The organism is Mesotoga sp. UBA6090 (assembly GCF_002435945.1).
Classification (GTDB): domain Bacteria; phylum Thermotogota; class Thermotogae; order Petrotogales; family Kosmotogaceae; genus Mesotoga.
The window spans coordinates 13,261-38,573 of record NZ_DIXC01000052.1; the positions used below are offsets into that span (position 1 = coordinate 13,261).

Annotated in this window: 18 protein-coding genes; 17 read left to right on the forward strand and 1 reads right to left on the reverse strand. The window is 45.9% G+C overall.

All coding sequences use genetic code 11. The annotated features are described in order from the left end of the window. Positions 1–11: 11 nt before the first annotated feature. The 6 genes from rpsD (at position 12) to B3K42_RS07865 (ending at position 5,663) form a co-directional block, all read left to right on the forward strand. Positions 12–638: a 30S ribosomal protein S4 gene (rpsD, locus tag B3K42_RS07840; protein WP_110990077.1), complete on the forward strand. Its 627-nt coding sequence runs from the start codon at positions 12–14 to the stop codon at positions 636–638. Positions 639–692: 54 nt separating this feature from the next. Further along, positions 693–1,712 carry a DNA-directed RNA polymerase subunit alpha gene (locus B3K42_RS07845; protein WP_181419035.1) on the forward strand — a complete coding sequence of 340 codons (1,020 nt, stop codon included), beginning with the start codon at positions 693–695 and terminating at the stop codon, positions 1,710–1,712. Between the two features lie 21 nt (positions 1,713–1,733). Then, positions 1,734–2,216, forward strand: coding sequence for a 50S ribosomal protein L17 (rplQ, locus tag B3K42_RS07850; protein ID WP_110990079.1), 483 nt, complete (start codon positions 1,734–1,736; stop codon positions 2,214–2,216). A gap of 38 nt (positions 2,217–2,254) precedes the next feature. Further along, the gene (gene fsa / locus B3K42_RS07855) at positions 2,255–2,911 is read left to right on the forward strand and encodes a fructose-6-phosphate aldolase (protein WP_292598156.1); all 657 of its coding nucleotides are present in this window, start codon (positions 2,255–2,257) and stop codon (positions 2,909–2,911) included. A gap of 510 nt (positions 2,912–3,421) precedes the next feature. Then, the gene (gene rho, locus B3K42_RS07860; RefSeq protein WP_349680964.1) at positions 3,422–4,699 is read left to right on the forward strand and encodes a transcription termination factor Rho; all 1,278 of its coding nucleotides are present in this window, start codon (positions 3,422–3,424) and stop codon (positions 4,697–4,699) included. Positions 4,700–4,712: 13 nt separating this feature from the next. Next, a complete protein-coding gene (locus B3K42_RS07865) occupies positions 4,713–5,663 on the forward strand; it encodes an ROK family protein (protein ID WP_110990081.1) in 951 nt (316 codons plus the stop codon). Here the strand turns inward: B3K42_RS07865 and B3K42_RS07870 are convergent. Further along, complete coding sequence (locus B3K42_RS07870) at positions 5,648–6,325, reverse strand: endonuclease V (RefSeq protein WP_110990082.1); 678 nt, start codon at positions 6,323–6,325, stop codon at positions 5,648–5,650. The two genes, B3K42_RS07865 and B3K42_RS07870, sit on opposite strands and share 16 nt — an antisense overlap. Before the next feature lie 106 nt (positions 6,326–6,431). Here B3K42_RS07870 and dnaN point away from each other — a divergent pair, with 106 nt between their 5' ends. The 11 genes from dnaN to B3K42_RS07925 all read left to right on the forward strand — a co-directional run bounded on the left by dnaN (position 6,432) and on the right by B3K42_RS07925 (position 25,305). Next, entirely contained in the window at positions 6,432–7,535 is a 1,104-nt protein-coding gene (dnaN, locus tag B3K42_RS07875; RefSeq protein WP_110990083.1) for a DNA polymerase III subunit beta, read from the forward strand. Next, positions 7,532–7,999: a 2-C-methyl-D-erythritol 2,4-cyclodiphosphate synthase gene (locus B3K42_RS07880; RefSeq protein ID WP_110990084.1), complete on the forward strand. Its 468-nt coding sequence runs from the start codon at positions 7,532–7,534 to the stop codon at positions 7,997–7,999. Before dnaN ends, B3K42_RS07880 begins: the two co-directional genes overlap by 4 nt. 3 nt (positions 8,000–8,002) lie before the next feature. Next, complete coding sequence (locus B3K42_RS07885; RefSeq protein WP_110990085.1) at positions 8,003–9,205, forward strand: type II secretion system F family protein; 1,203 nt, start codon at positions 8,003–8,005, stop codon at positions 9,203–9,205. Beyond that, positions 9,202–9,582 carry a hypothetical protein gene (locus B3K42_RS07890; protein ID WP_110990086.1) on the forward strand — a complete coding sequence of 127 codons (381 nt, stop codon included), beginning with the start codon at positions 9,202–9,204 and terminating at the stop codon, positions 9,580–9,582. The genes B3K42_RS07885 and B3K42_RS07890 overlap by 4 nt, the downstream gene beginning before the upstream one ends. 15 nt (positions 9,583–9,597) lie before the next feature. After that, complete coding sequence (locus tag B3K42_RS07895) at positions 9,598–10,635, forward strand: hypothetical protein (protein ID WP_110990087.1); 1,038 nt, start codon at positions 9,598–9,600, stop codon at positions 10,633–10,635. Further along, entirely contained in the window at positions 10,577–11,158 is a 582-nt protein-coding gene (locus tag B3K42_RS07900; RefSeq protein ID WP_292598163.1) for a hypothetical protein, read from the forward strand. Before B3K42_RS07895 ends, B3K42_RS07900 begins: the two co-directional genes overlap by 59 nt. Beyond that, positions 11,148–11,747: a hypothetical protein gene (locus B3K42_RS07905; RefSeq protein WP_258367177.1), complete on the forward strand. Its 600-nt coding sequence runs from the start codon at positions 11,148–11,150 to the stop codon at positions 11,745–11,747. Before B3K42_RS07900 ends, B3K42_RS07905 begins: the two co-directional genes overlap by 11 nt. Positions 11,748–11,761: 14 nt before the next feature. Then, positions 11,762–12,202: an alpha/beta hydrolase gene (locus B3K42_RS07910; RefSeq protein ID WP_110990089.1), complete on the forward strand. Its 441-nt coding sequence runs from the start codon at positions 11,762–11,764 to the stop codon at positions 12,200–12,202. 28 nt (positions 12,203–12,230) lie between these two features. After that, entirely contained in the window at positions 12,231–23,888 is an 11,658-nt protein-coding gene (locus B3K42_RS07915) for a type II secretory pathway, component HofQ (RefSeq protein ID WP_258367178.1), read from the forward strand. Continuing rightward, on the forward strand, positions 23,885–24,712 hold the full coding sequence (amrB, locus tag B3K42_RS07920) for an AmmeMemoRadiSam system protein B (RefSeq protein ID WP_110990091.1): 828 nt from the start codon (positions 23,885–23,887) through the stop codon (positions 24,710–24,712). Before B3K42_RS07915 ends, amrB begins: the two co-directional genes overlap by 4 nt. An 89-nt stretch (positions 24,713–24,801) precedes the next feature. Next, positions 24,802–25,305: a hypothetical protein gene (locus tag B3K42_RS07925; protein ID WP_110990092.1), complete on the forward strand. Its 504-nt coding sequence runs from the start codon at positions 24,802–24,804 to the stop codon at positions 25,303–25,305. Positions 25,306–25,313 lie beyond the last annotated feature (8 nt).

Consider the following 25,313-nt stretch of genomic DNA (forward strand, 5'->3'; position numbering starts at 1 on the left):
GAGGGAGTTGAATGGCCAGATACACAGGACCAGTTTGTAAGCTTTGTCGTCGCGAAGGGTTCAAGCTTTATCTGAAGGGTGAAAGATGCTTTTCCCCGAGATGTGCTCAAGTCAAGAGGCCTGTAGCACCGGGACAGCACGGAGCTTCGACTAGAAAGCTTACTCAGTACGGAATGCAGTTAAGATCAAAACAAGTAGTAAAAAGAATCTACGGCGTTCTTGAAAGACAGTTTAGAAGATACTTTGAAGCAGCTTTGAGAAAGAGTGAAGAGACGGGAAGTGCCCTGGTTAGGATTTTGGAATCGAGACTGGATAACATCGTTTTCAGGATGGGATTTGCTTCTAGCAGAAGACAGGCGAGACAACTGGTTAACCACGGACATGTCCTTGTAAACGGCAGAAGGGTGAATAAGCCCTCCTTCAATCTGAGAGTCGGTGACATCGTGGAGATCAAAGAGAAGAGCCGAACTGCTCTACCGATAAAAGAAGCGGCAGAAGCTGCAAAAGAGAGAACAGCCTATCCATGGGTTGAGGTAGATTACGAGACGTTCAGAGGGACCTACCTTAGATATCCTGTAACTGAAGAAGTAGAGATTCCAGTTGATCTGCAGTCGATTATTGAGCTCTACTCCAAGTAAACCCGATTCTTACCTTCTTGGAAGGAGGTGTGTGCCCGAATTCTGGGCGAAATAATGTTGACATCAATAATGCCCAAGAACTTGCGAATTGAAGAGGAAAGAGAGGATGAGAACAGCTATTTCACAAGGTTCATTCTTTCTCCTATGGAAAGAGGATACGCCACTACTATCGGAAACTCGCTTAGGAGGGTTCTTCTCTCATCGATACCGAGTATGGCGATCACCAGACTAAAAATACCTGGGAAGTACCACGAATACGATGTTATCGACGGAGTCAAGGAAGACATTCTCGAAATCATCCTAAATTTCAAGAAAGTTCAGCTTAAACCGGCTCTTGAGTTTTCTGACGCGGTCAAGCTGACACTTGAAAAGGCTGGACCCGGCGTTATCACCGCCGGTGATATCAAGACTCCTACCGGTGTTGAGGTGGTTAATCCATCGCAGTATATCGCTACTCTAAACTCAGATTCAGTTGTTTACATCGAGCTTTTTGCCGAGATCGGAAGAGGTTTCGTCCCCGTATCGGAAATGGAGATCGAGCATGACGTAGAGATGATATATATCGATGGTATCTTCAGCCCTGTAATGAAAGTAAATTTCCAGACAGAGAACGTTCGTGTCGGCAAAAGAACAGACTATGACAAGTTGGTTCTTGATGTATGGACGAAAAAGTCAATAACTCCTTCAGATGCCTTGATGAGAGCTACTGACATTCTGATGAGGCACTTCGAAGTAGTTTCCAGTGGTCTTGGTCAACCGTCTCTAGGGCTTACTGGTTCGACAATTGAACCTGAAGAAGATGAGACAGTCGTCGAAGAGACCGAAGTGAGCACGGAAGCACCGCAGGCTGAAGAGCAGGATTCGAACTCCCTTGCGGCCAAAAAGGTTGAAGAGCTCGATCTTTCCGTGAGATCTCTCAACTGTCTAAAACGCGATAAAATAAACACGATAGGTGATCTTCTTGACAAAAGCGAGGCAGATCTTCTTAAGATCCGGAATTTTGGCGAGAAGTCAATGCTCGAAGTCGTGAAGAAGATGAGAGACAAGTTCAACATCGTACTCAAGAAAGAATGATAGTGAGGAGGCCTATTAGCCATGCGTCATAGAGTTAGTGGAAGCAAACTGAATATGCCCCACAGCCAGAGGGTCGCTTTGATGCGAAATCTGGCCAGGGAGCTTTTTGAACACGGAACAATCGTGACAACTATAACCAGAGCTAAGGAAGTGAGGCCTTTCGTTGAAAGCATCATTACTAAGGCAAAGAAGGCTTCGATAGTATCCACGGAAATTGTTTCAAAGGATCCGGATAATGCAGAGACTCAGGAGCTAAAATCAAAAAATCTTGCCCTAAGACGTGAGATTAACAGAAACTTCAATGACCGAAAACTGGTCAGGAAGATATGTGATGAGTTGGCAGTCAAGTACCGTGAAAGAAACGGTGGATACACTAGGATAGTGAAATTAGGCATGCGAAGGGGCGACGCAAGTGAAATGGCTGTTCTTCAGTTGGTTGACAACGAAGAAAGGCAGAACAAAAAGCCCGAGAAGAAAACTGAAAAGAAACAAGAGAAAAAATGATGGCTACCGCAAGGTAGCCATTCTTCGGAGGTTTGGCGATGAAGATATTTCTTGATACCGCAAATATTGAAGATATCAGGGAGGGGATGAAACTGGGGCTTGTTGATGGAGTCACCACTAATCCCACTCTGGTTTCAAGAGAAAATGTCAAGTTTGAAGATCGTCTTGTCGAAATCTGTGAAACAGTTGAGGGACCAGTATCTGCGGAAGTTACGGCGACAGATTATGAAAACATGATCTCTCAGGCGCGCGAATTGGCCTCTCTTAGCGAGTACGTTGTTGTGAAGATCCCAATGACAAGAGATGGGATGCGCGCGGTCAAGACCTTGAGCGGCGAAGGAATCAAGACAAATGTCACCTTGATATTCAATTCTCTCCAGGCAACGCTTGCAGCAAAGGCCGGTGCAACCTACGTCAGCCCGTTTGTGGGAAGGTTGGACGATATCGCGAGTGACGGTATGGGAGTTGTTGAGGAGATTGTCGAGATATTCGCCAACTACGGTTACCACACCGAGATAATTGTCGCAAGCGTTAGACATCCAATGCACGTACTTGAGGCAGCTTTGATGGGCGCAGATATCGTAACCATACCTTTCGAAGTGCTTCTGAAACTGTTCGGTCACCCGCTTACTGACATTGGAATAGAAAGATTCACAGAAGACTGGAAACGTTATAAGAAACAGCAAGGTCAGTAAGCTTTGAATTTTGCTGCTTTAGTGGTATATTATTCCTGAAAGAACTGGTACCTTACCGGAGAGGGGTCTCCCAAGCTTTCTTACAAATACTGTTAGCTTCACAATTTTGGTAATTCCTAAGACACGGAAGGAGGGTAGGTGCATTCTTCCTACGGCGGACTGAATGTACCGTCAAATTTGAGCCCAAGAAAAAAGAAAACTGAAGAAACACCAAGTGAACTTAAGGAAAAAGCTGTCACCGAAAAAAAGACAACAAGCAAGAGAACGACTAGAAAGAAGACTGAATCGAAGAAGACCGAAGAGAATCAGGAATCTGTAAAGACTCCTGCTAGACAGACTACTGAGGAGAAAAATGTAGTTGAAATTATCTCTAAAGAAGACCCCGGAGACTCTAAAGCGGAGAATTCTGGGCCCAAGGAAGTTGGAAAGGAAAGCGTTTCGAACGACGTTAAAGAAATCCCCAGGAAGGAAAGAGAAAAGGACAAAGACAAAGATAAAGACAAAGATAACATCAGGGAAGTGGAAATCGACATCTCCCAGCTGCAGGCAATGCCCATAAGAGAGGTTTATAAGCTTGCGAGGAAGTATGACGTGCAGGGTTATACCCAGATGGCCAAGAAGGATTTGATTTTTGCCGTTCTCAAGGCTCAGACTGAATCATATGGTTACTTCTTTGATCAGGGTGTGCTGGAGATTACAGATGGAGGGTATGGCTTTCTAAGAACTCTCGACAACAACCTTCTCCCCAGCTCAAATGACATTTACGTTAGCCAGTCGCAGATCAGAAGGTTTAATCTCACCAGCGGCGATACAGTTGCAGGTCAGGTGAGGCCGCCGAAAGAAGGAGAGAAGTATTTCGCGCTCCTGAGAATAGAAGCTATTAATCACAAAGCGATCAACTTCGCAGCTGAGAGAATCACCTTTCAGAATCTGACGCCTATTCACCCAGAAGATAAGCTTATCACGGAAACAGAACCCCACATTATGAGTACGAGAATGGTCGACCTCTTTTCTCCAATAGGAAAAGGACAGAGAGGCCTCATTGTCTCTCCTCCTAAGGCTGGGAAGACGATATTACTGAAGGAACTCGCAAACGGAATCGCTGAAAACCATCCCGATACAGTCAGAATAATTCTGCTGATCGATGAAAGACCAGAAGAGGTTACCGATCTCAGAAGGAGTTCAAATGCACATGTGATTGCCGCTCCATTCGACATGCATCCCGAGAAACAGATCAGGGTTGCCGAAATGACTATTGAGATGGCCAAGCGATTAGTGGAGTTCAACTACGATGTGGTCATCCTCCTTGACAGCATTACGAGGCTGGCAAGAGCCTACAATCTATACGTTCCGCCAAGTGGAAAGCTTCTGTCTGGAGGAGTAGATCCTTCGGCACTATACAAGCCGAAGTACTTCTTTGGCGCGGCAAGAAATATCGAGGAAGGCGGAAGCCTTACAATCATCGCAACGGCCCTTGTTGAAACGGGAAGCAAGATGGATGAGGTAATATTCGAGGAATTCAAGGGTACTGGAAACATGGAATTGATCCTTTCGAGGCAGCTTGCCAATAAGAGAATGTTCCCTTCGATCAACCTCACCCTCTCCGGTACAAGGAGAGAAGAACTTCTTCTTCCTTCCGATATTCTGAGGAAGGTCTGGGTTCTTAGAAGAATGCTTTCATCGATGTCCGAAGAAGAGGGTCTGAGACTAATCATGGATAAACTGCGGGGAACGGCCACAAATGAAGAGTTCCTGGACTTGATAGAGATGGAGAAAAAGCAGTACTAGACGGGAGATGTCAATGGCTGATCACGTGATCGGAATCGATCTGGGTGGTACCGAGACTAAGATTGCAATCGTACAAGAAGATGGAAAGATCATCGAAAAAAGGATGATTCCGACAAAGGTGTTCGACGGAAGAATCACCGTCGTGACAAGAATAGGTGACGCAATTGAAGAACTCCTTCACGAATCTGGAATGAACTCCTCCGATGTTATCGGTATTGGTGTCGGATCGCCGGGATCGATTGACCACGAAACCGGCACCGTCTTGTTCTCGCCAAACCTTCCAGACTGGTCAGGATTTGGACTGGCCGCGATGTTGGAGAAGATTACTGGAATCAAGACGTTCATCGAAAACGATGGGAATTCCTTCATCCTTGGGGAGTGGGCATTCGGAGAGTTCAAAGGAAGTCAGCATATGTTGGGACTCACTCTAGGGACTGGTGTCGGAGGAGGAGTAATTACTCATGGGATGCTAATGACAGGGAGCATGGGCTATGCTGGTGAACTTGGACACACTATTGTCGAACCCGGGGGTCCGCTCTGTGGCTGCGGTTCTCATGGATGTCTTGAATCGCTTGCGTCAGCTACCGCCATCGTTAACATGGCCAGGGAGTTTTCGAAGAGATTTCCCGAGTCTTTGATTTTTGCCTCGCCCGAGATAACTGCCAAAGTTGTCTTCGATTCCGCGCGAGCGGGTGATCATGCAGCAACGATTGTTGTTGAAAGAGCAACAAGAGCTCTAGCAACGGCAATAAGTAATTACATACACGTATTCAATCCCGAACACATAATAATTGGCGGTGGAATTAGTAAGGCGGGAGACTTGCTCATTGACAGCATCCAGAAAAAGATGCCGGAATACGTAATGCCATCTTTCAACGGAACCTTCAGTATAACTTTGAGCAAACTTGTGGAGAATGCAGGAATAAAAGGAGCCGCTTCAATAGTGTTCTACAGGATAAGTTGACCCTTCAGTTCTTGAGTTAGGATGTGAGCTTGCCTGGTCGGTTCAGGTATTCTGTACTTGCCTGTAGTTTTTAAGACCAGATCAACTGCAGATTCTGGAGTAATTCGATTCCCTGGCGAAACGAAAACTGGTTTTACACCTTTCCTTGTGCAAAGGGCATATCCAAGAAGTCGTCCATCGGGATCGTGAATTGGGCTTTTCTCCCCCTTCTCTTCAGGATAGTCTTTCAATTCACCGTATAGAAGACTTTTGGCGATTCCAATGGTTGGTTTCTTCACAAAGAGACCAATGTGTGAAGCTATACCAATACCCCTTGGGTGCGCTATTCCATGTCCATCAAAGAAAATCAGGTCGACTTCAGGGGATTTCGAGAGAGCCTTCACTATTATCGGGCCTTCTCTAAAAGATAGAAGTCCCGGAATGTAAGGTGTATCGATTCTCTCAACGGAGTGGAAGTAGTCAATCACACGTAGCGACCGAAATTCCATAATCACAACTACGGCGAGGGCGATATCTCTTGAAGGGAAGGAAACATCGACCCCGGCTATCAGTTCGGGCAGGCCTGCGTAATCCTCAAATACGAGGCGTTTCCTAAGCCTCCTCTGCAAATCGATAGCCTGAATTGGTTTCATCACCCAAGTGTGAATATTCTCTATGTTCATAAGTGATTGCTCCTCGACAGAAGGAATCTATCGTCATCGCTTTTCATAATGATTATGCCATATAGATGTTATAATTTATGAAACGCTCATCAAGTGGAGGTGGATGATGAAATTTGTCGTAGCTCGTTCCGAAATCCTCACGAGATTAGAGTCGGTTTCTGGAGCAGTCGCTCCAAAGAATGTCAAGCCGATTCTTTCAGGCATATATTTTTCAATGAAGGATGAGTCGACAATTAAGCTTGTAGCTACCGATTTAGAGACAGCGATCACTACCGAGCTGAAACCAAAGCATATAGATGGAAGCTGCAATTTCGTTATCGATGCGCGCTTGGTTCTCGAGATAGTCAGAAATCTGCCTGAAGGAGAAGTTATCTTTGAGACGGAAGAAACTAACATGGTTATCCGAATGGGCAGTGCACGTTTCACTCTGCCAACAATGGACCCTGATGACTTCCCGGATATCGAGCCAGCAGCTGGGGGACTTGACTTCACAGTTTCAGTATCTTCAGTTGAGCTAATGGTTGAAAGAGTCATCTTTTGCGCAGCCAGAGACGAGTTTATGAGGAATTTGAACAGTGTCTACTGGGAATTTGATGACGGGTATCTTCGCCTTGTGGCTGCGGATGGTTTCAGAATGGCCCTTTCCGAGGAGAGAATTGATCTTAACATTGATGATCACTTTTTGCTGACGTTGAAGAGCATGAGGGATCTTCAGAACAGCCTGAAAGCCGCAATGTCTGATGTTATGAAGATAACTTATGATGGTTCGCGGGTGCAGTTCTCCTTTGATGGAACCGAGATAGTGACTAAAGTAGTTGATGCGGAGTTTCCTGACTATAGAAAAGTCCTTCCAAAGTCATTCAAAGCAAGAGTGGTGATCCCGACAGAGACTTTTTCTGATGCTGTTAGAAGAGCATCGATTGCCGCAAGACTTGGATCCGACTCGGTCAAATTTGAGATAGACGATGAGCAGTTCAAGATTATTGCCAGAAGTCCAGATCACGGAGAATCAGTCGAGGTTATTGGAGCGAACAAAGAGGGTGACAACATCGTTATAGCATTCAATCCCAGATTCCTTTCTGAGTCGGTGAAGAAGATTGATTCCGACTCGGTGGAATTGAACTTTGTCGACTCGAACAGCCCGCTCCAGATGAACCCTGTAGATGTGCAGGGATACACTTATATCATAATGCCGATTAGGCTCATATGAATATCAGGGTAGGAATCGGTTATGATGTTCATCCGATAATAGTTGGGAATAAAGGATTATTTCTTGGAGGCGTTAGAGTATCTGATTCCCTTTACCTTTCTGGTCACTCTGACGGAGATGTCCTTTGTCACGCGATTGTGGATGCAATTCTGGGCGCAGCATCTTTGGGGAATATCGGTACTGAGTTTCCAGAGAACGACTTGAATAGAGAGCGAAGAAGCTTGGAGTTTTTATCTGAGATATCTGGAGCAATAAAGGGACGTTGGCAACTGCTGAATGTCGATACTGTTGTCGTCATAGAAAGCGTGAAACTGGCTGGCTTTGTTCGATCAATGATCGAAAATGTCGCTGAAGCTCTTGGAGTAGGAAGTGAGTTCGTGAATATCAAACCAAAGTCGGGGAACGGCAGCAGCCCTGATTTTGTTCGCGCTCATGCAGTCTGTCTTTTGAGAGAAGTGGAGTGAAAAATGCCTGATTTCCGTTATGAAGTGATCAACATCAAAGGAAGGCCCGAAAAAGGCAAGCTCACCGCAAATTCCAAACTAGAGGCACTCCAAATCCTCTCCAGCAGGGGCTATGTTGTCAGTTCCATTAAGCAATCATCATCGACTCGCAGCTTAACTAAGGCTTCGTTGTTTCCCGCCTCGCAGAAGGAAGTCAGTATCTTTTCGAGACAGTTGGCCACGATGGTTTCCTCTGGTGTCAGGATAAGAGAAGCGCTTCAGGTTCTTTCGAGTCAGGTTCTGTTTTCTAGAAGATTCAGAAAGATCATAGCCCGTGTTGTTTTAGACATAGAGGGCGGAATAAGTTTCAGTGAGTCTCTTGAGAGATCAGGTGTCTTTGAACCCCTGTTCACCAACCTTGTTAAGGCCGGTGAGGCAGGAGGGGTGCTTGATGAATCGCTTGAAAGAGTTGCAGATTTTTATGAGGGAATGGTTGATCTTCAGAACCAGGTCAAATCGGCCATGGCTTATCCTCTTTTCATGATGGTTTTTGCAGTTGGAATTGTGGGGATGATTTCCTTTTTTATACTTCCGAACTTGATCGACGCTTTTGGAGGAAACTTTGAGCCTGAGGGGACAATGGCTCTTCTTCTTAGTATGAACGATATTCTGAAGAACCAGTGGCCGATACTTCTGGTTTTGCTATTCGGCTTGCTGATCGGAGGTTTCTTCTTCTTCAAGAGCAAATACGGTAACATTGTTAAAGAAAGTATTGGAAAGCTAATCCCCCCGGTAAGAACCCTGAGAAATATGACCGCTATGGAAAGATTCACTAGAACGACAGCAGTTCTAGTCGCAAGTGGAGTTGATCTTCCAACGGTTCTGGAGCTTGCTGGAGAGGTCTCACAAAGCCCCCGGGTTATGAAAGCAGTAACCAATGCAATAGTGAGCATTAAGGGAGGCGAGAGTATCAGCGCTTCTCTTGAGCATCAGAAGGTCTTTCCACCGATAGTCGTTAGTATGGTGGCCACGGGAGAGGAGACCGGTAAACTGGACGAAGTCATGTTCAAAGTCGCTGATTTTTATCACATGCAGGTCCAGAATGCACTCAAGAAACTTGTTTCGCTTGTTGAGCCGATAATGATATTATTTATAGGTGGGTTCATTGGTTTCCTTGCAATAACCATATATGGTGCTGTTTTTGCGATGGAGCAAAGTATTGGATGAGTTTAACCGAGCTTTTGTGCTGTCTGGTTTTGGTCTCTCTGTGCATCAGCGGCGTAGTACTCGTTTCATCTGAAATCATAAGTAGCCTGAAAATCAGCCTCAGCAAAACTGCTTTCGATTCGTTTATTGAAAGACAGCGTCTTGAGGCTGTCGTTCGTTCCAGGCCTGTAGAGGTTTTCTATGATTATTGGTCGAAGAGAGTGTCTTCGACAACTGGGGCGGTTTTTGAAGACTGTCTTTGGGAGAACAGTGAGAACTTTAGGATTCGCTTCAATGGGGATGGATCTATCGCCATTCTTAGCGGGTCGACGACATTGAACTTTGCTGATGGCAGTGTGTTGACTATCCGGCCGGTAACGGGGAAAGTCACTTATTGAGACTTGGGGGTAAACATGTTTCAGAATATGATAACTGCCGTAAATTCTGACGAGGGTTACACTGAGATCGTGAGAGCTGTAGTTGAAGGTCGGTATCTAAAGCCAGTCTTCTCTGTGCTCAGGATGGGTGCAAACTCGCTTGAGGAATCAACCAAAGTCTTCATGGAGAACAATACGATTCCGGCCGATGAGATTTTTGTTACTGCCTTTCATCCAAGAGATGTTGTCTTTCAGCATCTGGAGGTTCCTCGAGTAAAGTCGACAAAGAATTTGCACAATGTTGCCAGCTTCAAGGCTGCTTCCCAGTTTTCATTACCGCCGGACGAAGTGAATGTTGCCTGCTTGAACTCGATAGCTTCTCTAAAAAGTGGACTCGTTCCAGCCTTTGTTATAACCAAGAGAAAGGCCGTGTTTGAATTCATTGCAGGACTTACGGGGAAGAGCTTCCCTGAGCCGAACATTGTTGATGTGAAGCCCTTCTCTATTTTCAAAATGGCTCAAACAAGCGTCTTTGAGGGCAACAACATTGTTTTCATAGTTGATAGAAGCTATTCGCTTCTCCTTACATTAAGGGGAGAAGAAATAGTGGGCCTTAATTACATCAACGATGGCTTTGATCAGGTGGCAAGCGGTTTCAAGGAGGACAATTCGCTCTCTCCAAACACGAATATTCAGAGGGAGTTTCTTATTGGTTCTAAGGCTTACTATGATTCACTAATTGAAGAAGCTTCGGAGAGACTCGAGGGACTGATCTCCTATCAGTTAAGGATGTATCTTACTAACACGATGTCAAACTCGCCAAACACTTCTGCGGCTGATGAGGCTCTCTTCACCAGGTTTTTTGTTGTGGGACAGTCAAGTCTTTCTACAGCTGTTTATTCAAGAGCTTTCCAGAGAATTCTCGGAGACGAAACAGAGGTAGTTAGCATGCCTCTGAAAATGAAGGAAACAAGCGGGATAACTTACATTTCGGTTGGACTGCTTATGAGAGGTGGTGAGATACTTGGTCGACGTAAACTTGTATTCAAGGAAGAAGCGGGTCTCAAGGCTTAAGTATTCTCTTATAGTCCTGCTGATAATTGCCCTTCTAGTTCTGGGGTCTCGTTTCTTTGTTACCCAGGCATTTGAGACAAGGTTGAGGCAGGTTTCCAGGATGAAAGGTTACCTCTTCGACAATACCGGGACGTATCTGACGGGCAATCTTAAAGCAGACATCGAAATGATCTACAATAAAAAGCAAGAGTATACAGTAATGAAGAATAAACTGAGCAAACAGGTGAATGATCTTCGCGCGCATGTTAACTCAAAATCAGTCGAAATGGACGTTTTTAGGACAATAGAGGCCTATCTTGAAGATGAAAATGCGATGAAAACAATAGCTTCTAGAATTCAGTTTGAAAACGGAGTCGGCAATTCCTTCTATTATCTGATTTTTGAAGGCGAGGATGTCTCTTTTCCGACTCCGAAAAGCACGCCGACTCTTCTTGCCAACCCAAGTGTGAGGGGAAATCTGGATTTTGCTGAGCTCTACTCGCTTCAACTCGTCGATCTAAAGGTGGGTGGCAATGATGAGTGAAAAGGACGAGTTCAATTTTGAAGAGGTAGATATCTCTGCCAGTCAAGAGTCATTTGACGGTAACGATAGCTACTTCATTCACAGAGACTACGCTAATAAGCTGAACAGGAAGCTCAGTTTTCTTGACAGAAAGGGTATGAATTCAAGACTTGCATTTTGGTCTTTGATCGCCTTGACTATCATCGGCTTTCTCTTTCTGGTGGTTTTGTATTCTTACAATACTTTTGAGAACACATCCTTACTCATAGACGAAGTGAACGGACTTGAGAGCGCTTATCTCGGGGTGCAGTTGCTTTCAAGGGTCAGAAACGAAGCGATCGGTTCAATGAGCACAAGAAGCTATCTAGAAGAACTCGAAGAAAAAATTCCGATAGAGACTAGACCTGGTGACTACAAAGGGATAACAGTCACTGGCAGCTCGAGGGATATTCTTGATCTAGTGGAAATGATAGTGAATGAGCCAAAGATACTCGTCAGAAAGCTTGAACTGAGATCGAATCTTGGATTTCCGATTCTTCCAGAATCGAACATTCCGTCGAATCTCTCTCTTGAGCTAAAGACGGATCTTACAGTAACGGGAAACTTCTAGGCGGAGTTGATTGTATGGAGAAAACTATTCTGGCAATCGTTATTTCAATAACTTTGTTAGTTACGGGCGGCGTCCAGCTGGCATTTCTTCTGGAACCGGTGGAAATTGCCGATGTGGCGGCAGGCAGAATCAAAATCGATCCTATCGATACTAGCAGAGTAGTAAGCAGCGTTACTTTGGGAAATCACTTCCTTCCTCTTTATGCTAGTCCTTTGGAAGTTATAAAGTCCATGCTAGAAGTGGGCGAAGAAGCTGCCGATGTCAAATACATAGCTTACTATAGATTGAACAAAGTTGATTATGCGATTCTTGAGGCAGGACAGTCACAGATTACCGTAAGGGTAGGAGAGCAGGTGGCTCCCTCTTACATTGTATACGGAATTACGGAATTTGCTGTGTTGCTTAACGACACGAGCACGAACAGCTTTGTTGTTGTGAAGTACTTTAGATCGTAAACTCGAGGGTGAATATGGGGTGATTCGTGTGAGAAGAATAGCGGTCATGTTTCTAGTTCTGGGTTTCTTCTGTATAGGTTTCTCCAATCAGTTAAATTCTGTTATGCCGTCTATGGATGCTGAATCAGTAACGGTGACGATGATCTTCAAGGACACAGTCACTGATTACAACATTCAGTCAAATCCTTCCAAGACAATATACTCTCTTGCGCTTAGCGGAGTGAGTGGCAGGAATATGAATCTCCCGCTCCGTATGGGTCCCGTAGAGGGGCTGTGGACCAGACAGGATCCGAAGAGGCTTTCTGTCAATATTGCGTTGTTGATTCCGGCAATTGATGAGCCCGAAGTCACGATAATGGAGAATATAGTCACGTTGAGATTCTTCAGATCGAGTATAAACGTAGATATCGAAAAGTTCACAACATACGGTATGACTGTTTCTACTGCGATGACGTACCTTTTCTCAGAAGAGATGCTTGATCTTTCTTATGTCATATCTCCAAGTGTCAGAAACGAGGAGGTCGTTGTCGGTTTTTCTCTTGCGATGCCCGAGGACATTCTCAGAAACATTCTCACCTCACTCGGAGATAGAATAGCATACTCCTTTTTGACCGACGGAACATTCTATCTGGGTACCCCTGAAGAAGTTCAGGATTTGGTCAACGCCTTCTGGAAGACCTACATCGGTGTGGAGTTCAACGTTGAGGGAGAATCTGTCTCCGAGCAGATTGAAAGGCTAAGGAAGACTCTTCCTGTAAACAGCTTCATCGAGTATCTGCCAAACGAGGCTTCTCTAATGGTTTTTGGAGATCTTCAGACTCACATGACGCTTTCTGCCGCACTAACGACAAACACAGTCACGAGGGAATACACGGTTCCGTGGGAGATAACCAACATTGACATTGAACCTCTCACTGCATACTATGAACTGGCGAGAAAACTCAATACAACGCTGTTCTCTGACAGCCTAACAATAGTCGGCATTCCGGAGTTCAACAAACTGATCTTTTCTGGAAATGCTGCCCAGGTAACCGCTCTGTATGAGTATATAGACCTTTACAGGGAGTACGTTACTTCACAAGACCTCGACTCCAGCAAGACGAGAATAACGATCACTCTGCCTGACAACTTCTTTCTGATTGAAGATGTATTGAAGTTAGGCAGCTCATCGGGATCGGGCTTGACAGAAGACAACACTCTGGTAGGGACGATTTTCAGTATTCTTCAGAGCTATGCGGTGTACGAGGATCTCTCTGTCGACAGAACCTTTGAACCGATCGGAAAGGTTACGTTTGAATTGCCCAATTACCTCGTTCCAGTTCTTCAGAAGGTCGTCGACTCTTTGTTTGAGATCTCGACAGATGTATCTTACACTATTGTGAACTATCACCTCACTATAGAAGAATCAATATTGTCACAGGTTCAACGTATTACCGGGGCAGCTATAGAGGCGCTGGGAGAAAGAAAGGGATATATACTCAAGGGTTCTAAGAATTCAATCGGAACGGCCGAGTATCTCCTTTCGCTTTTCACAGGGATTGCTTTTGAAGACTATGCAAGCACATACCTCGAGCTCAAGGCTAATGATTCCTTTGAGGAAGTATCTGCTTTCCTCAGAACTTTCTACGCGGCTCAGGGTCTTGTTGAAGAGGAGTATACAGTTGAGCAGATCGCAGACAGATTGGTCTTCATGTACGCTCCTTCCGAGATAATGAATAAGGCCGTTTTTGAACTTGAGCAGCACGAAAAGCAGATATACAGGGTGACAAAGCAATCCATTCTTGAAATTTCGCCAGAAGTCTATTCTTCAGGTTTGGGTGAATTGCTCCAGACGATCCTTATCGAGAACGAGACGGCCAACTTTATCGAGTCTGCCGGTCTGCTGGTGATTAGAGCCTACCCCGACAGGCTTGCAGAGATAGAGAGCGTCATCGAAGAAAGAATCCCTAGAATAACCGAAATGGTTGAGAATCGTATCTCAAGTCAGGAGACCCGGTTATCTCTCCAGATAATGGCGATCCCCGGTTGGGATATTGAGAAATTCAGGGCTTACCTCAACGACTTCCTGGGATCGGAGCTCTTTTCCGAAATAACACTTACAACATCAGGCAGCGGTTATATAGTCATTGCATCACAGCCTTTACTGGAAGCGATTTCTACAGAAGCAGAAAAATTGAGAGGATTTGAGAATCCATCTTTTAGACTGGAGACATCGATTCCATCCCTCGCACAGTTTGAGCTTCTTCTGGAAAAACTTGGTATCGCCGTAACGATTGTCCCCGTTGAAAACCAGTTTATGATCGTTGGTTCAAAGGAGAACGTTGAAGAGGCCTCTAAGCTTGTCCGACAGCTTAGCAGCGGCCTTCCTGTTCAGGGTGATGTCTCGGATACTGCGGTAGATTACGAGTTCACATTCATTAACCTTCCTTACCCAGAGGTTGAGGGGATTAGTGAACTTCTAAACAAACTCAGCCTTTCAGTTGAATTCGTCAACACTCCTACTGGTGTGGCAGTTGTAGCTACGAAAGAGAGACTTGAGAAGGCGATGGAGGTCATAAACTCTGTCCTGTCAAGAATCGAGACAATTGAGACAGGTCCGAGAAGTTACAGTTTGATAGATATTGAACCGGCTATGGTCAGTAGTTTAGACGAGATACTTTCCCGGCTGGGTTATGAAATAGATCTAGTGGAGACCCCTGCAGGAATAATCGGAATCGGTGTCGAGGCACAGTTAGCAAGAGCGAAGAGCATCGTTGAAGAGATCTTGAAGAAAGAGACATCATCGCTTCCTCACCAGGGAGATGGGGATAGATCATATTTGATCATTTCTTCAAAGCCTGAAATTGAGATTGCCTCGATCAACTCCGTAATCAGTGTCTTTAATTTCGACCTCATAATAACTCCGGTCTACGACAAAATAGTCGTCGTTGGAGACAGCTATGATCTTCAACTCTTCAGAGCGTTGCACGACGAGATTCTTACCTCTGAAAGTGTCGAAGGGGCTTTTATCAGCAAGGAGCTTTCGGGAGTGCCCGGTTGGGATTCTGACCGACTACTTTCCTATCTGGGAGTTGTGCTTGGAGTTGAGAAAACGGCCAGCGTCTCACTGGTTCAAACCGCAAGGGGATATATAGTCAACTGCCCTCAGTCAATACTGGAGAGTATTGAGAGCGAATTTGAGAGACTGCGCAGTATTGAAAGCCCTTCTTATTCGATTGAGAGAAGAATGCCTTCACTCGATGAGATGAACTCTCTTCTATCGAGACTGGGAATCATTGTCGACATTCTGAAGGTTGATGATTATTTCGTTATTATTGGATCTTCCACAAGTGTTAATCAGGCGAAAGAGCTTGTTTCAAGACTTCTGGAGGCGATTGGCGACGAATCGGAAATGAAGCAGACTGCATTTGAGGTCTCCAGTATCTCAAGAGAAGATATGCCTGCTTTCACTGAGATCTTCTCGAGTATAGGGATGGAAGTGAAGTTACTTGAATCCCCTTCAGGTATTTTAATTATCGGAAACGACGGAGAAGTTTCCAGAGCGATTGAAGTTGCAGATTCAATTCTTGAGAAGCGCGCTTCAACGGTTGATTCTGAAATCGTGTTCGAGTTTGTGCCTGTCTCTTCCGACGAAATTGGAGAATACTCTTTGATCTTCGAAAAGATGAGACTGAATGCCGAACTGCTATCTTCTCCATCGGGTGTTCTTGTAATTGGATCGTCTGAAGAGGTCTCAGAAGCAAAATCGGTAGTGCAGATAATTGACGAACAGAAACAGCAGTTCGATACCACCGAAGACAAGAGGAACATCTCGACCTTTGTGAGAAGAGTCGCTGGGTGGAGCGATGAAGTATTCTCCAATTATCTGAAAGACTTTTTGAATGAGGATCAATATTCTCGAGTATCTATCTCTCCTTCGGTAAGCGGCTATATCGTCGCGGGTCCAGCTGAGATTCTCCAGTCAATTGAGGCTGAAGTCAGTCGTCTTCAGGAGATTCAGGATCCTCACTTTGTTGTTCAACGAGGGCTTCCACCGCTTGATCAGCTTGAGCTCCTTATCGGAGCAATGGGCATCAAGGTTGAGATAATTCCGGTTGAGGATAAGTATCTGATTGTTGGAAATCGAGAGAGTGTCGTTCAGACAAATCAAATCATTGATCAACTCATAGAGGCAATATACCCCGAAGGGAAGCCCGTCGAAGATACTGTGGTGTCAAAAACGTTCATCTTCTTGCCGGTAAAACCCGAAGATGTAGCTCCTCTCGAAACAGTTATGGAGAGGCTCGGAATAACATCTGAACTGGTTCAGATCTCGACGGGGGTCGTCGCGGTTGGCTCTGAAGAGGAACTTCTGAAAGCACTTGACGTAGTTGAATCGGTAATGGCTCATTCCGAAAGCGTTACGGCTGAATTAGAACTGAATTATAGATTTGTTGATGTTCGATCGGGTTCAACAGAGCAATTTCTGCCCATAATCGACCGGCTTAAGATAGAAATCGAACTGCTGGATACTCCCACCGGTGTAGTTGCAATAGGCGCGGAATCGGAACTGGATCGCGCAGAAGAGTTGATAGAAGCGATTAACTCGAGAGCGGCTGAAGATGTTCCACTTCAGGACAAGTACGAGAGTTATCTCCTTCTTCCTCTTTCGGCGGGAATTACGGTCGAGTCTCTGGAACCGGCGCTTGAACTGCTAGATTATCGGGTCTTTGCAGTAAGCGTTGCTGACAAAATAATCGCGATTGGCAATGAAGAGGATCTTCTTAAGTTCAAGGCTCTGTATTTGCAGCTTCAGGCAGTGGAAGTAGACAGAGAAGAAAGGATCTCACTCGATATCAAGGCAATACCCGGTTGGGACATTGCCAGGGTCAGCGAGTATCTGAGACTATTTCTTGGAGCCGATGACTTCGACAGGATTTCTATAGTCCCTTCTTCCACAGGATTCGTTGCTTTAACACCAAAAGCTCTCATGGAGGCGTTAGAAGGCGAAATATCAAGGCTCAGAGAGTTTGAAGATCCGGCCTTCACAGTACTTGAGAGAATACCTCCCGTCGAAGATCTTGAAGGTCTGCTTTCGAGACTTGGAGTCCTTGTTGATCTGGTAAGCATGGGAAGTTCCACAATAGTAATTGGTTCCGGTGATGATGTTCAGCGCACCGGCAGGATAATAGATCAGCTTTTGGATTCGGTGACCTATGATGTCACTGCACCCGAAGCTGTTGAATACAGCGTTCTAGACATATCTGCTGACGACATGAGTAGCTTTAACGCAATTTTTGAGCGACTCGCGATCGATGTGTCTCTTATTTCCTCCCCATCCGGAGTCATAGCCATCGGGTCGCAGCAGGCCGTTGCAAGAACGGCGGCCGTGGTTGAAGACATTCTTAGCAGGAGGACCACCCCGCAGGTATATGAGCCGATTTATGCCTTCACGGGAATACCAAGTGCAGACATCGGTAGCTACCAGACTATTCTTGACAAGCTGAACTCGGGAGTAGAGCTTTTGCAATCCACTACTGGAGTTCTTATGATCGGCGATGCAGGCAAGGTGCAAGAAGCGGTCAAGACAGTCAATGCGATTCTTGAGAGAGAAGCGTTGTTTGACGAATCAGAAGGGCAACCAGACAGGGTTTCAAACGTTGCAGCCCTCGTCCCCGGATGGAACGATGCCAAGTATGCCAGTTACTTCACTGACTTTCTCGGCGTCGACGATTTCTCTAGAATCTCTATCACTCCTTCTACCAGTGGATATATTGTGATCGGTCCCGAAGAAGTAGTGTCGAGATTGGTTGCCGAGGCTTCCAGGTTAGCCGGAATAGAGGATCCATTCTTCGTTATTGAGGACTCCCTACCCGCTATCGATCAACTCGACACTCTGCTTGATAGATTGGGCCTTAAGGTCACGATATTGCCTGTAGAGAACAAGCATCTCATAGTGGGCATCAAGGAGAGTGTTGAGAAGACGGTTGAGCTCATTAAGATGCTCAGAAGTGACGTGGAGGCTCCCCTAAGCTCGAGAAAATATGACTATTTGATAATGCCGGCAAATGAAGGCAGTTTCGAAACAATACGACAGGTGCTCTCTGAATTGAAGATCGATGCCACGGCTTTGAGCTTTGGGAGTAACGTGATACTTGTTGGTTACGGCGAGGATCTCGAAGATGCAGCAAGTGTCGTAAACTCGATAAATGAAAGAACGTTGATTTTGGAGACTGACAAGGAGCTGAAGTACTCGTTCACAGAGATCCCGGACGACAGAATTGATGAGTTTAAAGCCATACTCGACAGCCTTAAACTAGATGTCGAACTTCTCTCGTCCCCTTCGGGAGTCGTCCTTGTTGGAACCGAGGAAGAGGCGGAAAAGGCGAATGAAGTGATCCGTTCAGTACTTTCAAAGGCCGAACAGGATGAAACTGTCGAGTCGAGATTTTTCAACAACCCGGCTGGATGGGAAGAGGGAAAGCTTGTTGCGTATTTGAGAGGTTTCCTGGGAGAGAAGGACTGGGCGAAGGTGAGTGCAACTCCTGTCCAGTCTGGATATCTCTTAGTGGGCCCATCGGAAATACTGAACAGGATACATTCAGAGACGGTGAGGTTAGCAGGCCTTGAGAAGCCTTACTACGAGATAGTCGAGACGGTTCCTTCTATCCAGAATCTTCAGGCTATGCTGGAGAAGATGGGTCTTGCCGTTACGGTTGTCACCGTGGATGGGAGATCGATGGTAATCGGACCGGAAAGTGATGTCCTTCAGACTGTTAAGGTATTTGGTGAACTTGCCGAAGGAGTTGTCCTTCCCAGGGGCGACGAACCGGATGTCTTTGACTTTGTAGAAATCCCGTCTGAAGAAGTGGAAAGCTTCAGAACGATCTTCGCCAGGCTCGGCATCCGAGTCGATCTGCTCAGCACACCTACCGGAGTCATAGTCGTTGGCCGAAGAGACGATATTTCGAAGGCCCTGGAGACCATAACCTCTATTCTCTCTCGCAGAGAGGTACAGGTTGTTAACGGCGAGCAAAGCTATATGGTTGTGGAGATTCGTGACGGCTTCGACCTAGCCTCAGCTCAGTCGGTTATCTCGGCTTTCAGTATAGACACATACCCTCTTTCTGTGGCGGGAAAGCTTGTGATCATAGGTGCCGAAAAGGAAATTGGAAGATTCGTACAGATAAGAAACGACATCATAAGCGAGCACAAAGTGACCGTTATCGTGCCTCGTGAAGTCACTATAGAAGAACTCAACGGGATAATCAATACGCTGGGACTTGAAATGTCGGTTCTGGAAATCCGAGGCAGCTTCGTCGTTTACGGTAAGGAGGGAGAGATCGAACAGGTTAGGGACATCCTTTCCCGCCTTACGTCAGATGAGCCTACCGAAAAGACTCAAGAGATGCGGATTTTCACGGGAATTTACCAGAGTACTGATTTTCTGAATCAGCTTCTCTCCAGTATGGGCTCTTCTTTGAAGATCTACGGAGAAGGTGACAGAATTGTGGCGGTTGGTAGTGCGGACGATATAGGAATGTTTGAGAATCTCATGCAGGAGATCGGTTCTGAACCGTCAGCAGTGGAACTGACAGCGAAGTTCTATCCCAGGCTTGAAGGATGGACTGGAGAGACTCTTGCCGAGTTCTTCCGGGCCATGAACTTTGCAGTAGAGGTCTTCCATGAGAGCAGTCAGGGATACCTGTTGATAGGTCCGGCCGATGAGCTTAATAGAGTTCCCGATGTTATGGACGGTCTTGAACTTAAGACAAAGAAACTGACTACTCTGTATTCGGTTCCATCGGGAATGACTTATGAAGAACTCAGGGAGATTCTGGTGTCGGCGGGATTCAGTCTCTCATATACGAAACTGGGACAGAGCATGTCGATTTCCGGCCTTGAAGATGATGTCAATATGGCTGTTGCTCTCCTCGACGAAGTAATCAGAAGCGGACTGGGAAAGGGAGTTTCTTACAGACTTATAGAATTACCTGTCGACCTGACTCTTGAGAAGCTCGAAAAGATAATGAGCGACATGGCACTCGACATCTCCTCGGTGCAAGTTGACGGCGAAGTGATGCTAATAGGTCCCGACAGCGATCTGAGAACTGCGAAGGAGGTAGTTGAATATCTCACGCCTGAAGACCCTTCCTTTGACGAGAAAAGAATCTACTCGGTAATTCCGCTTGGTGAGGGACTATCGTTTGCGGAGATCTCCGCCCTCGTTGAAAGTCTCTCCCTAAGTGTTGAGATCCTTCCTGTGGGAGGAGATATCGTAGTAATAGGTACTGAAAGCAATGTGGATCGATTCAGAGAACTTGTAAGCTCTATCTCAGCAACTCTTGGAATAGGAAGTGTTGAGAGTCTTGAATACTCCATCGTTGAGAAGGTGGAAGAGATCTGGATCGACCAGTTCAGAGAGCTACTCGCATCTCTCAACATACCTGTGAAGATTGTAGAGGTTTCCGACTACCTGGTCTTCATAGGCTCGAGCGATAATAACGGGAAAGCAGTCGACCTCTTTTCAAGATTCGAGACGGAAGATAAAAAGCCCGTAGCAGAGGAAATTGAGTTCGCCACTCTTTCGTTGCCAGAGGGATTTGATCTCAATTCTCTCTCGACTATATTCGATAAACTTGACTTCAAAGTCGATCTAGACGCCGTTGGCAATGTCTTACTCTTGATCGGAACGAAAGATTCTATCGAGAATGCTCAGGCGCTTGTTGAGAAGCTTGTGTGGGTTTCCACCGGCGAATCGGGCGTAAGGAACGTCTTTGAGATTCTCGAGCCTAAGGAAAGTGTATCTGCCGAGTTGCTGAATCAGCTTTTCAGGCTCATTGGAATTGATGTAGAGATACTCGAAGGAGATACTGCGCTTGTATTTGTGGGAAGCCAGACCGATGTTGAGATGGCGCTCGAGGTCTACGATTCTCTCGGAAGAACGGCAGAAGTTGACGAAGGACCTCTGTCGTACACGATAACAATTCTTCCGAAGAACCTCACTCCAGGCCAGCTAGAGACAGCTTTCGATTCGATTCAGATACCGGTTGGCGTAATTGAAGCCGGCGATTACGCTATAATTGTCGGAACAAAGCCTTCCCTTGCTAGAGCGCAGGAGCTCGTTTCCTCCCTTCGGATAGGGATAGACGCAAGCGGAACGTCGGCCGACGGTTCGATATCGTACGTGACATTCACTCTGCCGGAAGGGACAGAAATTGAGCAGTTCGAGACAATAGCGGGACTTATGGAGCTTAAACTGAAATTTGAGCCGGTCGGAGACAGGGTCTTCATGATAGGTACGGGCGAGGATATAGGCGAATTCGAGCAGGTTCTCAGTGGGCTTGTAAGCGAGAAGGCTGGAATAGTAAATGAATTCAGATTCGCAAAGAAGCTTTCCGGAATCGACGCCGAGACGCTCGAAACTTATCTGCTCGCGAAAGAGATTTCGCTTTCCGGAGTCTTCAATGTGAGCGGTGGATACCTGATAATTGGCACCAGAGAGTCCATTGACGAAGCCCAGGCAGTCATTGATTACCTGGCAGACAATCAGCAGGTTCACTTCTCCTTTGTAGATCTGCCTTCGACATTGAGGTTCGAAGTACTTCAGGCAATGGTTAATGAACTGATGCTTGATGTAGTGTTTACTCAAATCACTCAATCAAGGTATTTGTTGATAGGTGAGATAAACGACATTGATCGCATGAAGAGTATTCTGTCAGATGCTGTTGTCGGAGAATCTAAGTTCCTAGATTACGAGATAGTTATTGTTAGCAAAGAGTTCAACGATTATCTTGCTGATGAAAGAATCAGGGAAGATTTAGATAATTCTTTGGATAGCATTGGTGTATCTACTTACATTGGCAAGTTTGATGACCGACTTCTGATAGTGGGCGAGAAAACGCATGTGGATGTAGCTAAGAAGCTGATTAATGAGCTTGATGAAGCGGCATCATTTTCTGGAATAGAAGAGAAGATAAAGATCGAAGATCTTCCCCCCGTCAGCGGTTGGAGCATAGAGCAAATAACACAGTTCCTGGAGGCGGCGGAGATTCAACTCAGATCGATTATAGAATACTCTGGCAGACTCATCGGAATTGGTACTCAAGTCGGTCTCGAAAACGCGAGAGCCGCGCTCAGTATCCTCGCCGTAGATTTGAAGCGGGAGTCGGTAAGAATCGAGAAGAGTTTAGTTACCGAGACTCAGCTCAAAGAGATTATCTCCAAGCTAGACCTAAAAGTGGAGTTTGTAGACCTCGAACGCCAGTGGCTGCTAATTGGCGAGCCAGAGTCACTTATGATTGTCACCAGGACAGTTGAAGAGGCGGCCGCCGACAAGGAGATCTCAAGATACATCACCGATCTGACTGTCAATCCTCAAGAACTTGCCGATCTTCTTAGAGAATCAATCGAGGGAATAACTGTTCAGACCTTCGACGACCTTCAGATGCTGTTGATCAAGTCAAAGAGCTCAGCTCTGCTCGATGCGGCAGAGAAGATGGTCAAGGACGTTCAGGATTCGAGAAAGGCTGTCGATCCTCTGGAGAAAGGTGTCGTAGTAACGGGTTCCACGGTCAGAATAAACGTGGCCGACCAGGATCTAGAGTCCCTTCTCAGGTTGGTTGCTGATAAGCTCGGTATTTCGCTCCTCTTTGTGGACAAGATTGTTGAGAACGTGACAATGTCTGTTGAAGGCCTTACCTGGGATGGGCTGGTAAAAGTCATCAATGCTACAAAGCCGGTCGAGATAAGCAAAATCGATGACATCTACGCAGTCACGAAGAAGGAACAGAAGGCCGGAGAAGAACCTACCGATGTTGAGCTTGTTTACCGTGTCTATCACAATGTTGAAGAGGTGACAAGATTGATTGAGTTCTACGGAGGAGAGGTTCTTTCCGATCCAGTGAACGGTTACATTGTTGTGAGAGGGCTTGCGAAGTCCAGGGTAGACAACATTTTCGATGAGATCGGATCTTCTCTCGCGCAACCGAAGAAACAGGTGAGGATAGAGACAAGACTTGTCGATAAGTCCCTTGTGGATGAACTTCAGAGAGAATTCAAGACTGCAATAGGCGTTAACAGTCCTGAGATTCTGATAGAAAACGGTTCGATCGATCTAGACTTCAGAATCATTGACTATCTGGATATAACACAGCTCATCGATGACATAGTCAACACTGCGACGGCAAGAATAGAAGCTGATCTGAGCAATAGAGACAATGATTCCGATCTCATATCCAGCCCTTCAATTGTTTCCATGAGTGGTGAAGAGGCAAAGATTCACATAGGAGATACAATTCCATATCTCGTCCGCACAATTGAGTATGTCGAAGGTAACCCCGTGGAGATAGAGACTATCGAGTACCTCAATACCGGAGTGGAGTTGAGAATAACTCCTACCGTCAACGATGACGGAAAGATCCTGCTAGATCTCTACATAAAGGTTAGCGAGCCCGAGAAATATGTCGATGGAACAAGGACCCTTTATGGAGAGAAGACCCGGGAAGCAAATAGCAGGCTAATAATTTCCAACGGAAACACTCTGACAATTGGAGGTCTAGTAGCAAATAAAGATACGGTGACAGTGAATAAAATGCCTTTCTTAAGCGATCTACCCTTCATTGGCAAGTTGTTCACCACAGAGAACAGAACATCCGACAAGAGAGAATTGGTTATCTTCATCACAGCGGAGGTGGTTGAGCCGTGATAAGGAGACCCGTTGTCAGCGGGAAGTTTTACGCAGATGACGGTGAGGATCTTAGAAGCCAGATAAAGAATTGCTTCTTCCATCCAGTGGGACCTGGAAGCCTTCCAGTGACTTCTGAGAGGCGTGAGGGGACGATCGGCCTGATTGTCCCTCATGCCGGTTATATGGCGAGCGGCCCAGTCGCTGCATGGGCCTACTGGAAGGCCTCTTCACTTATGAAGCCCGCGACGGTGGTAATAATTGGACCAAACCATACTGGTCTGGGAACACGGCTCTCATTGTGGCTTGACGAAGCCTGGGAAACGCCCCTGGGTAGTGTGGAGATAGACCATGAACTCGGAAAGAGAATCATGGCCATGTCAAATGGGATGATAGTCTCCGATACCGCCGGGCACCTATATGAACACTCTATAGAAGTCCAGCTTCCCTTTCTGCAATTCCTCTACGATGATTTCAAAATCGTCCCGATTATCATGACGGATCAGAGGCTGGAGACGGCTTTGATGGTGTCAGAAGTTCTTGAGAAAGTGTCTAGGGAGCGGAAGGATCTCCTGATAATAGCGTCATCTGATTTGAATCATTACGAGTCGCACGAGATTACTATGAAAAAAGACAGCGAACTTGTCAGTCTTCTGATAGAAAGGAAGTATAGAGAGGCCTACGATGTCTCGAGGGAAAAAAGAATAACTGCCTGTGGTTTAGGTCCTATAGTAGCAGTTAGGGAGTCCTTTGAGTCTATGGATGTGCTCAGTAATACGACGAGCGGTGCGGTAATCGGAGACAGGTACAGAACGGTTGGTTACTTTGCAGCTCTGCTGAAATAACATCATCAGGAAAGGGAGCGCATAACTCGCTTTGCCTTCGGTGTGTCACTAAAACCCATGCTATAATTTCGTTGAACTGGAGGTGTTATGTGAAGACCTTAGTCGTGTTCCTGATAGTAATTATGACAGGATCTCTTGGTTTTGGTTCGTTGATTATAGATGGTATGCACTATTCCGGCATGGCTCCAGCAAGTGGAGAGCTTGTCTACGATGGAATAAATGCAGCATACGTCATTAGCCAAATTGGAAAAAACTCATTCGAACTGGGAGGAAATTTCTCCTTCGTGTCCCCATCTTCATCTGAAGAGTTCTACAAGAGCGGTCATTTCAACACGATATTAAAAGTATTTGCAGGGCAGGCCTACGATTTGACCGAAAAATCGGCGGCGGGACTAAGAGTCGTTTCCAGAGTCGGCCTAGTGACGGCGAACGTTGACAAGTTTGGGATCTTCTTCTCGATTACTCCTGTTATCTACGTTCGGGTAGGTTTTCTTTCCTTCGGAGTTTCGCTGGGAGTTGAACTTGAGCAGTTCTTCGGAATGGAAACTCTTCCAGTTTTTCATGCGGGCGGTGAGATTACTTACCGTTTCTAGCGGAGGTG

Excerpts from the sequence above, each read along its gene's own strand:
- rpsD (WP_110990077.1), top strand. The coding sequence starts at position 12 with ATGGCCAGATACACAGGACCAGTTTGTAAGCTTTGTCGTCGCGAAGGG.
- B3K42_RS07845 (WP_181419035.1), top strand. The coding sequence starts at position 693 with ATGTTGACATCAATAATGCCCAAGAACTTGCGAATTGAAGAGGAAAGA.
- rplQ (WP_110990079.1), top strand. The coding sequence starts at position 1,734 with ATGCGTCATAGAGTTAGTGGAAGCAAACTGAATATGCCCCACAGCCAG.
- fsa (WP_292598156.1), top strand. The coding sequence starts at position 2,255 with ATGAAGATATTTCTTGATACCGCAAATATTGAAGATATCAGGGAGGGG.
- B3K42_RS07865 (WP_110990081.1), top strand. The coding sequence starts at position 4,713 with ATGGCTGATCACGTGATCGGAATCGATCTGGGTGGTACCGAGACTAAG.
- B3K42_RS07870 (WP_110990082.1), bottom strand. The coding sequence starts at position 6,325 with ATGAACATAGAGAATATTCACACTTGGGTGATGAAACCAATTCAGGCT.
- dnaN (WP_110990083.1), top strand. The coding sequence starts at position 6,432 with ATGAAATTTGTCGTAGCTCGTTCCGAAATCCTCACGAGATTAGAGTCG.
- B3K42_RS07880 (WP_110990084.1), top strand. The coding sequence starts at position 7,532 with ATGAATATCAGGGTAGGAATCGGTTATGATGTTCATCCGATAATAGTT.
- B3K42_RS07885 (WP_110990085.1), top strand. The coding sequence starts at position 8,003 with ATGCCTGATTTCCGTTATGAAGTGATCAACATCAAAGGAAGGCCCGAA.
- B3K42_RS07890 (WP_110990086.1), top strand. The coding sequence starts at position 9,202 with ATGAGTTTAACCGAGCTTTTGTGCTGTCTGGTTTTGGTCTCTCTGTGC.
- B3K42_RS07895 (WP_110990087.1), top strand. The coding sequence starts at position 9,598 with ATGTTTCAGAATATGATAACTGCCGTAAATTCTGACGAGGGTTACACT.
- B3K42_RS07905 (WP_258367177.1), top strand. The coding sequence starts at position 11,148 with ATGATGAGTGAAAAGGACGAGTTCAATTTTGAAGAGGTAGATATCTCT.
- B3K42_RS07910 (WP_110990089.1), top strand. The coding sequence starts at position 11,762 with ATGGAGAAAACTATTCTGGCAATCGTTATTTCAATAACTTTGTTAGTT.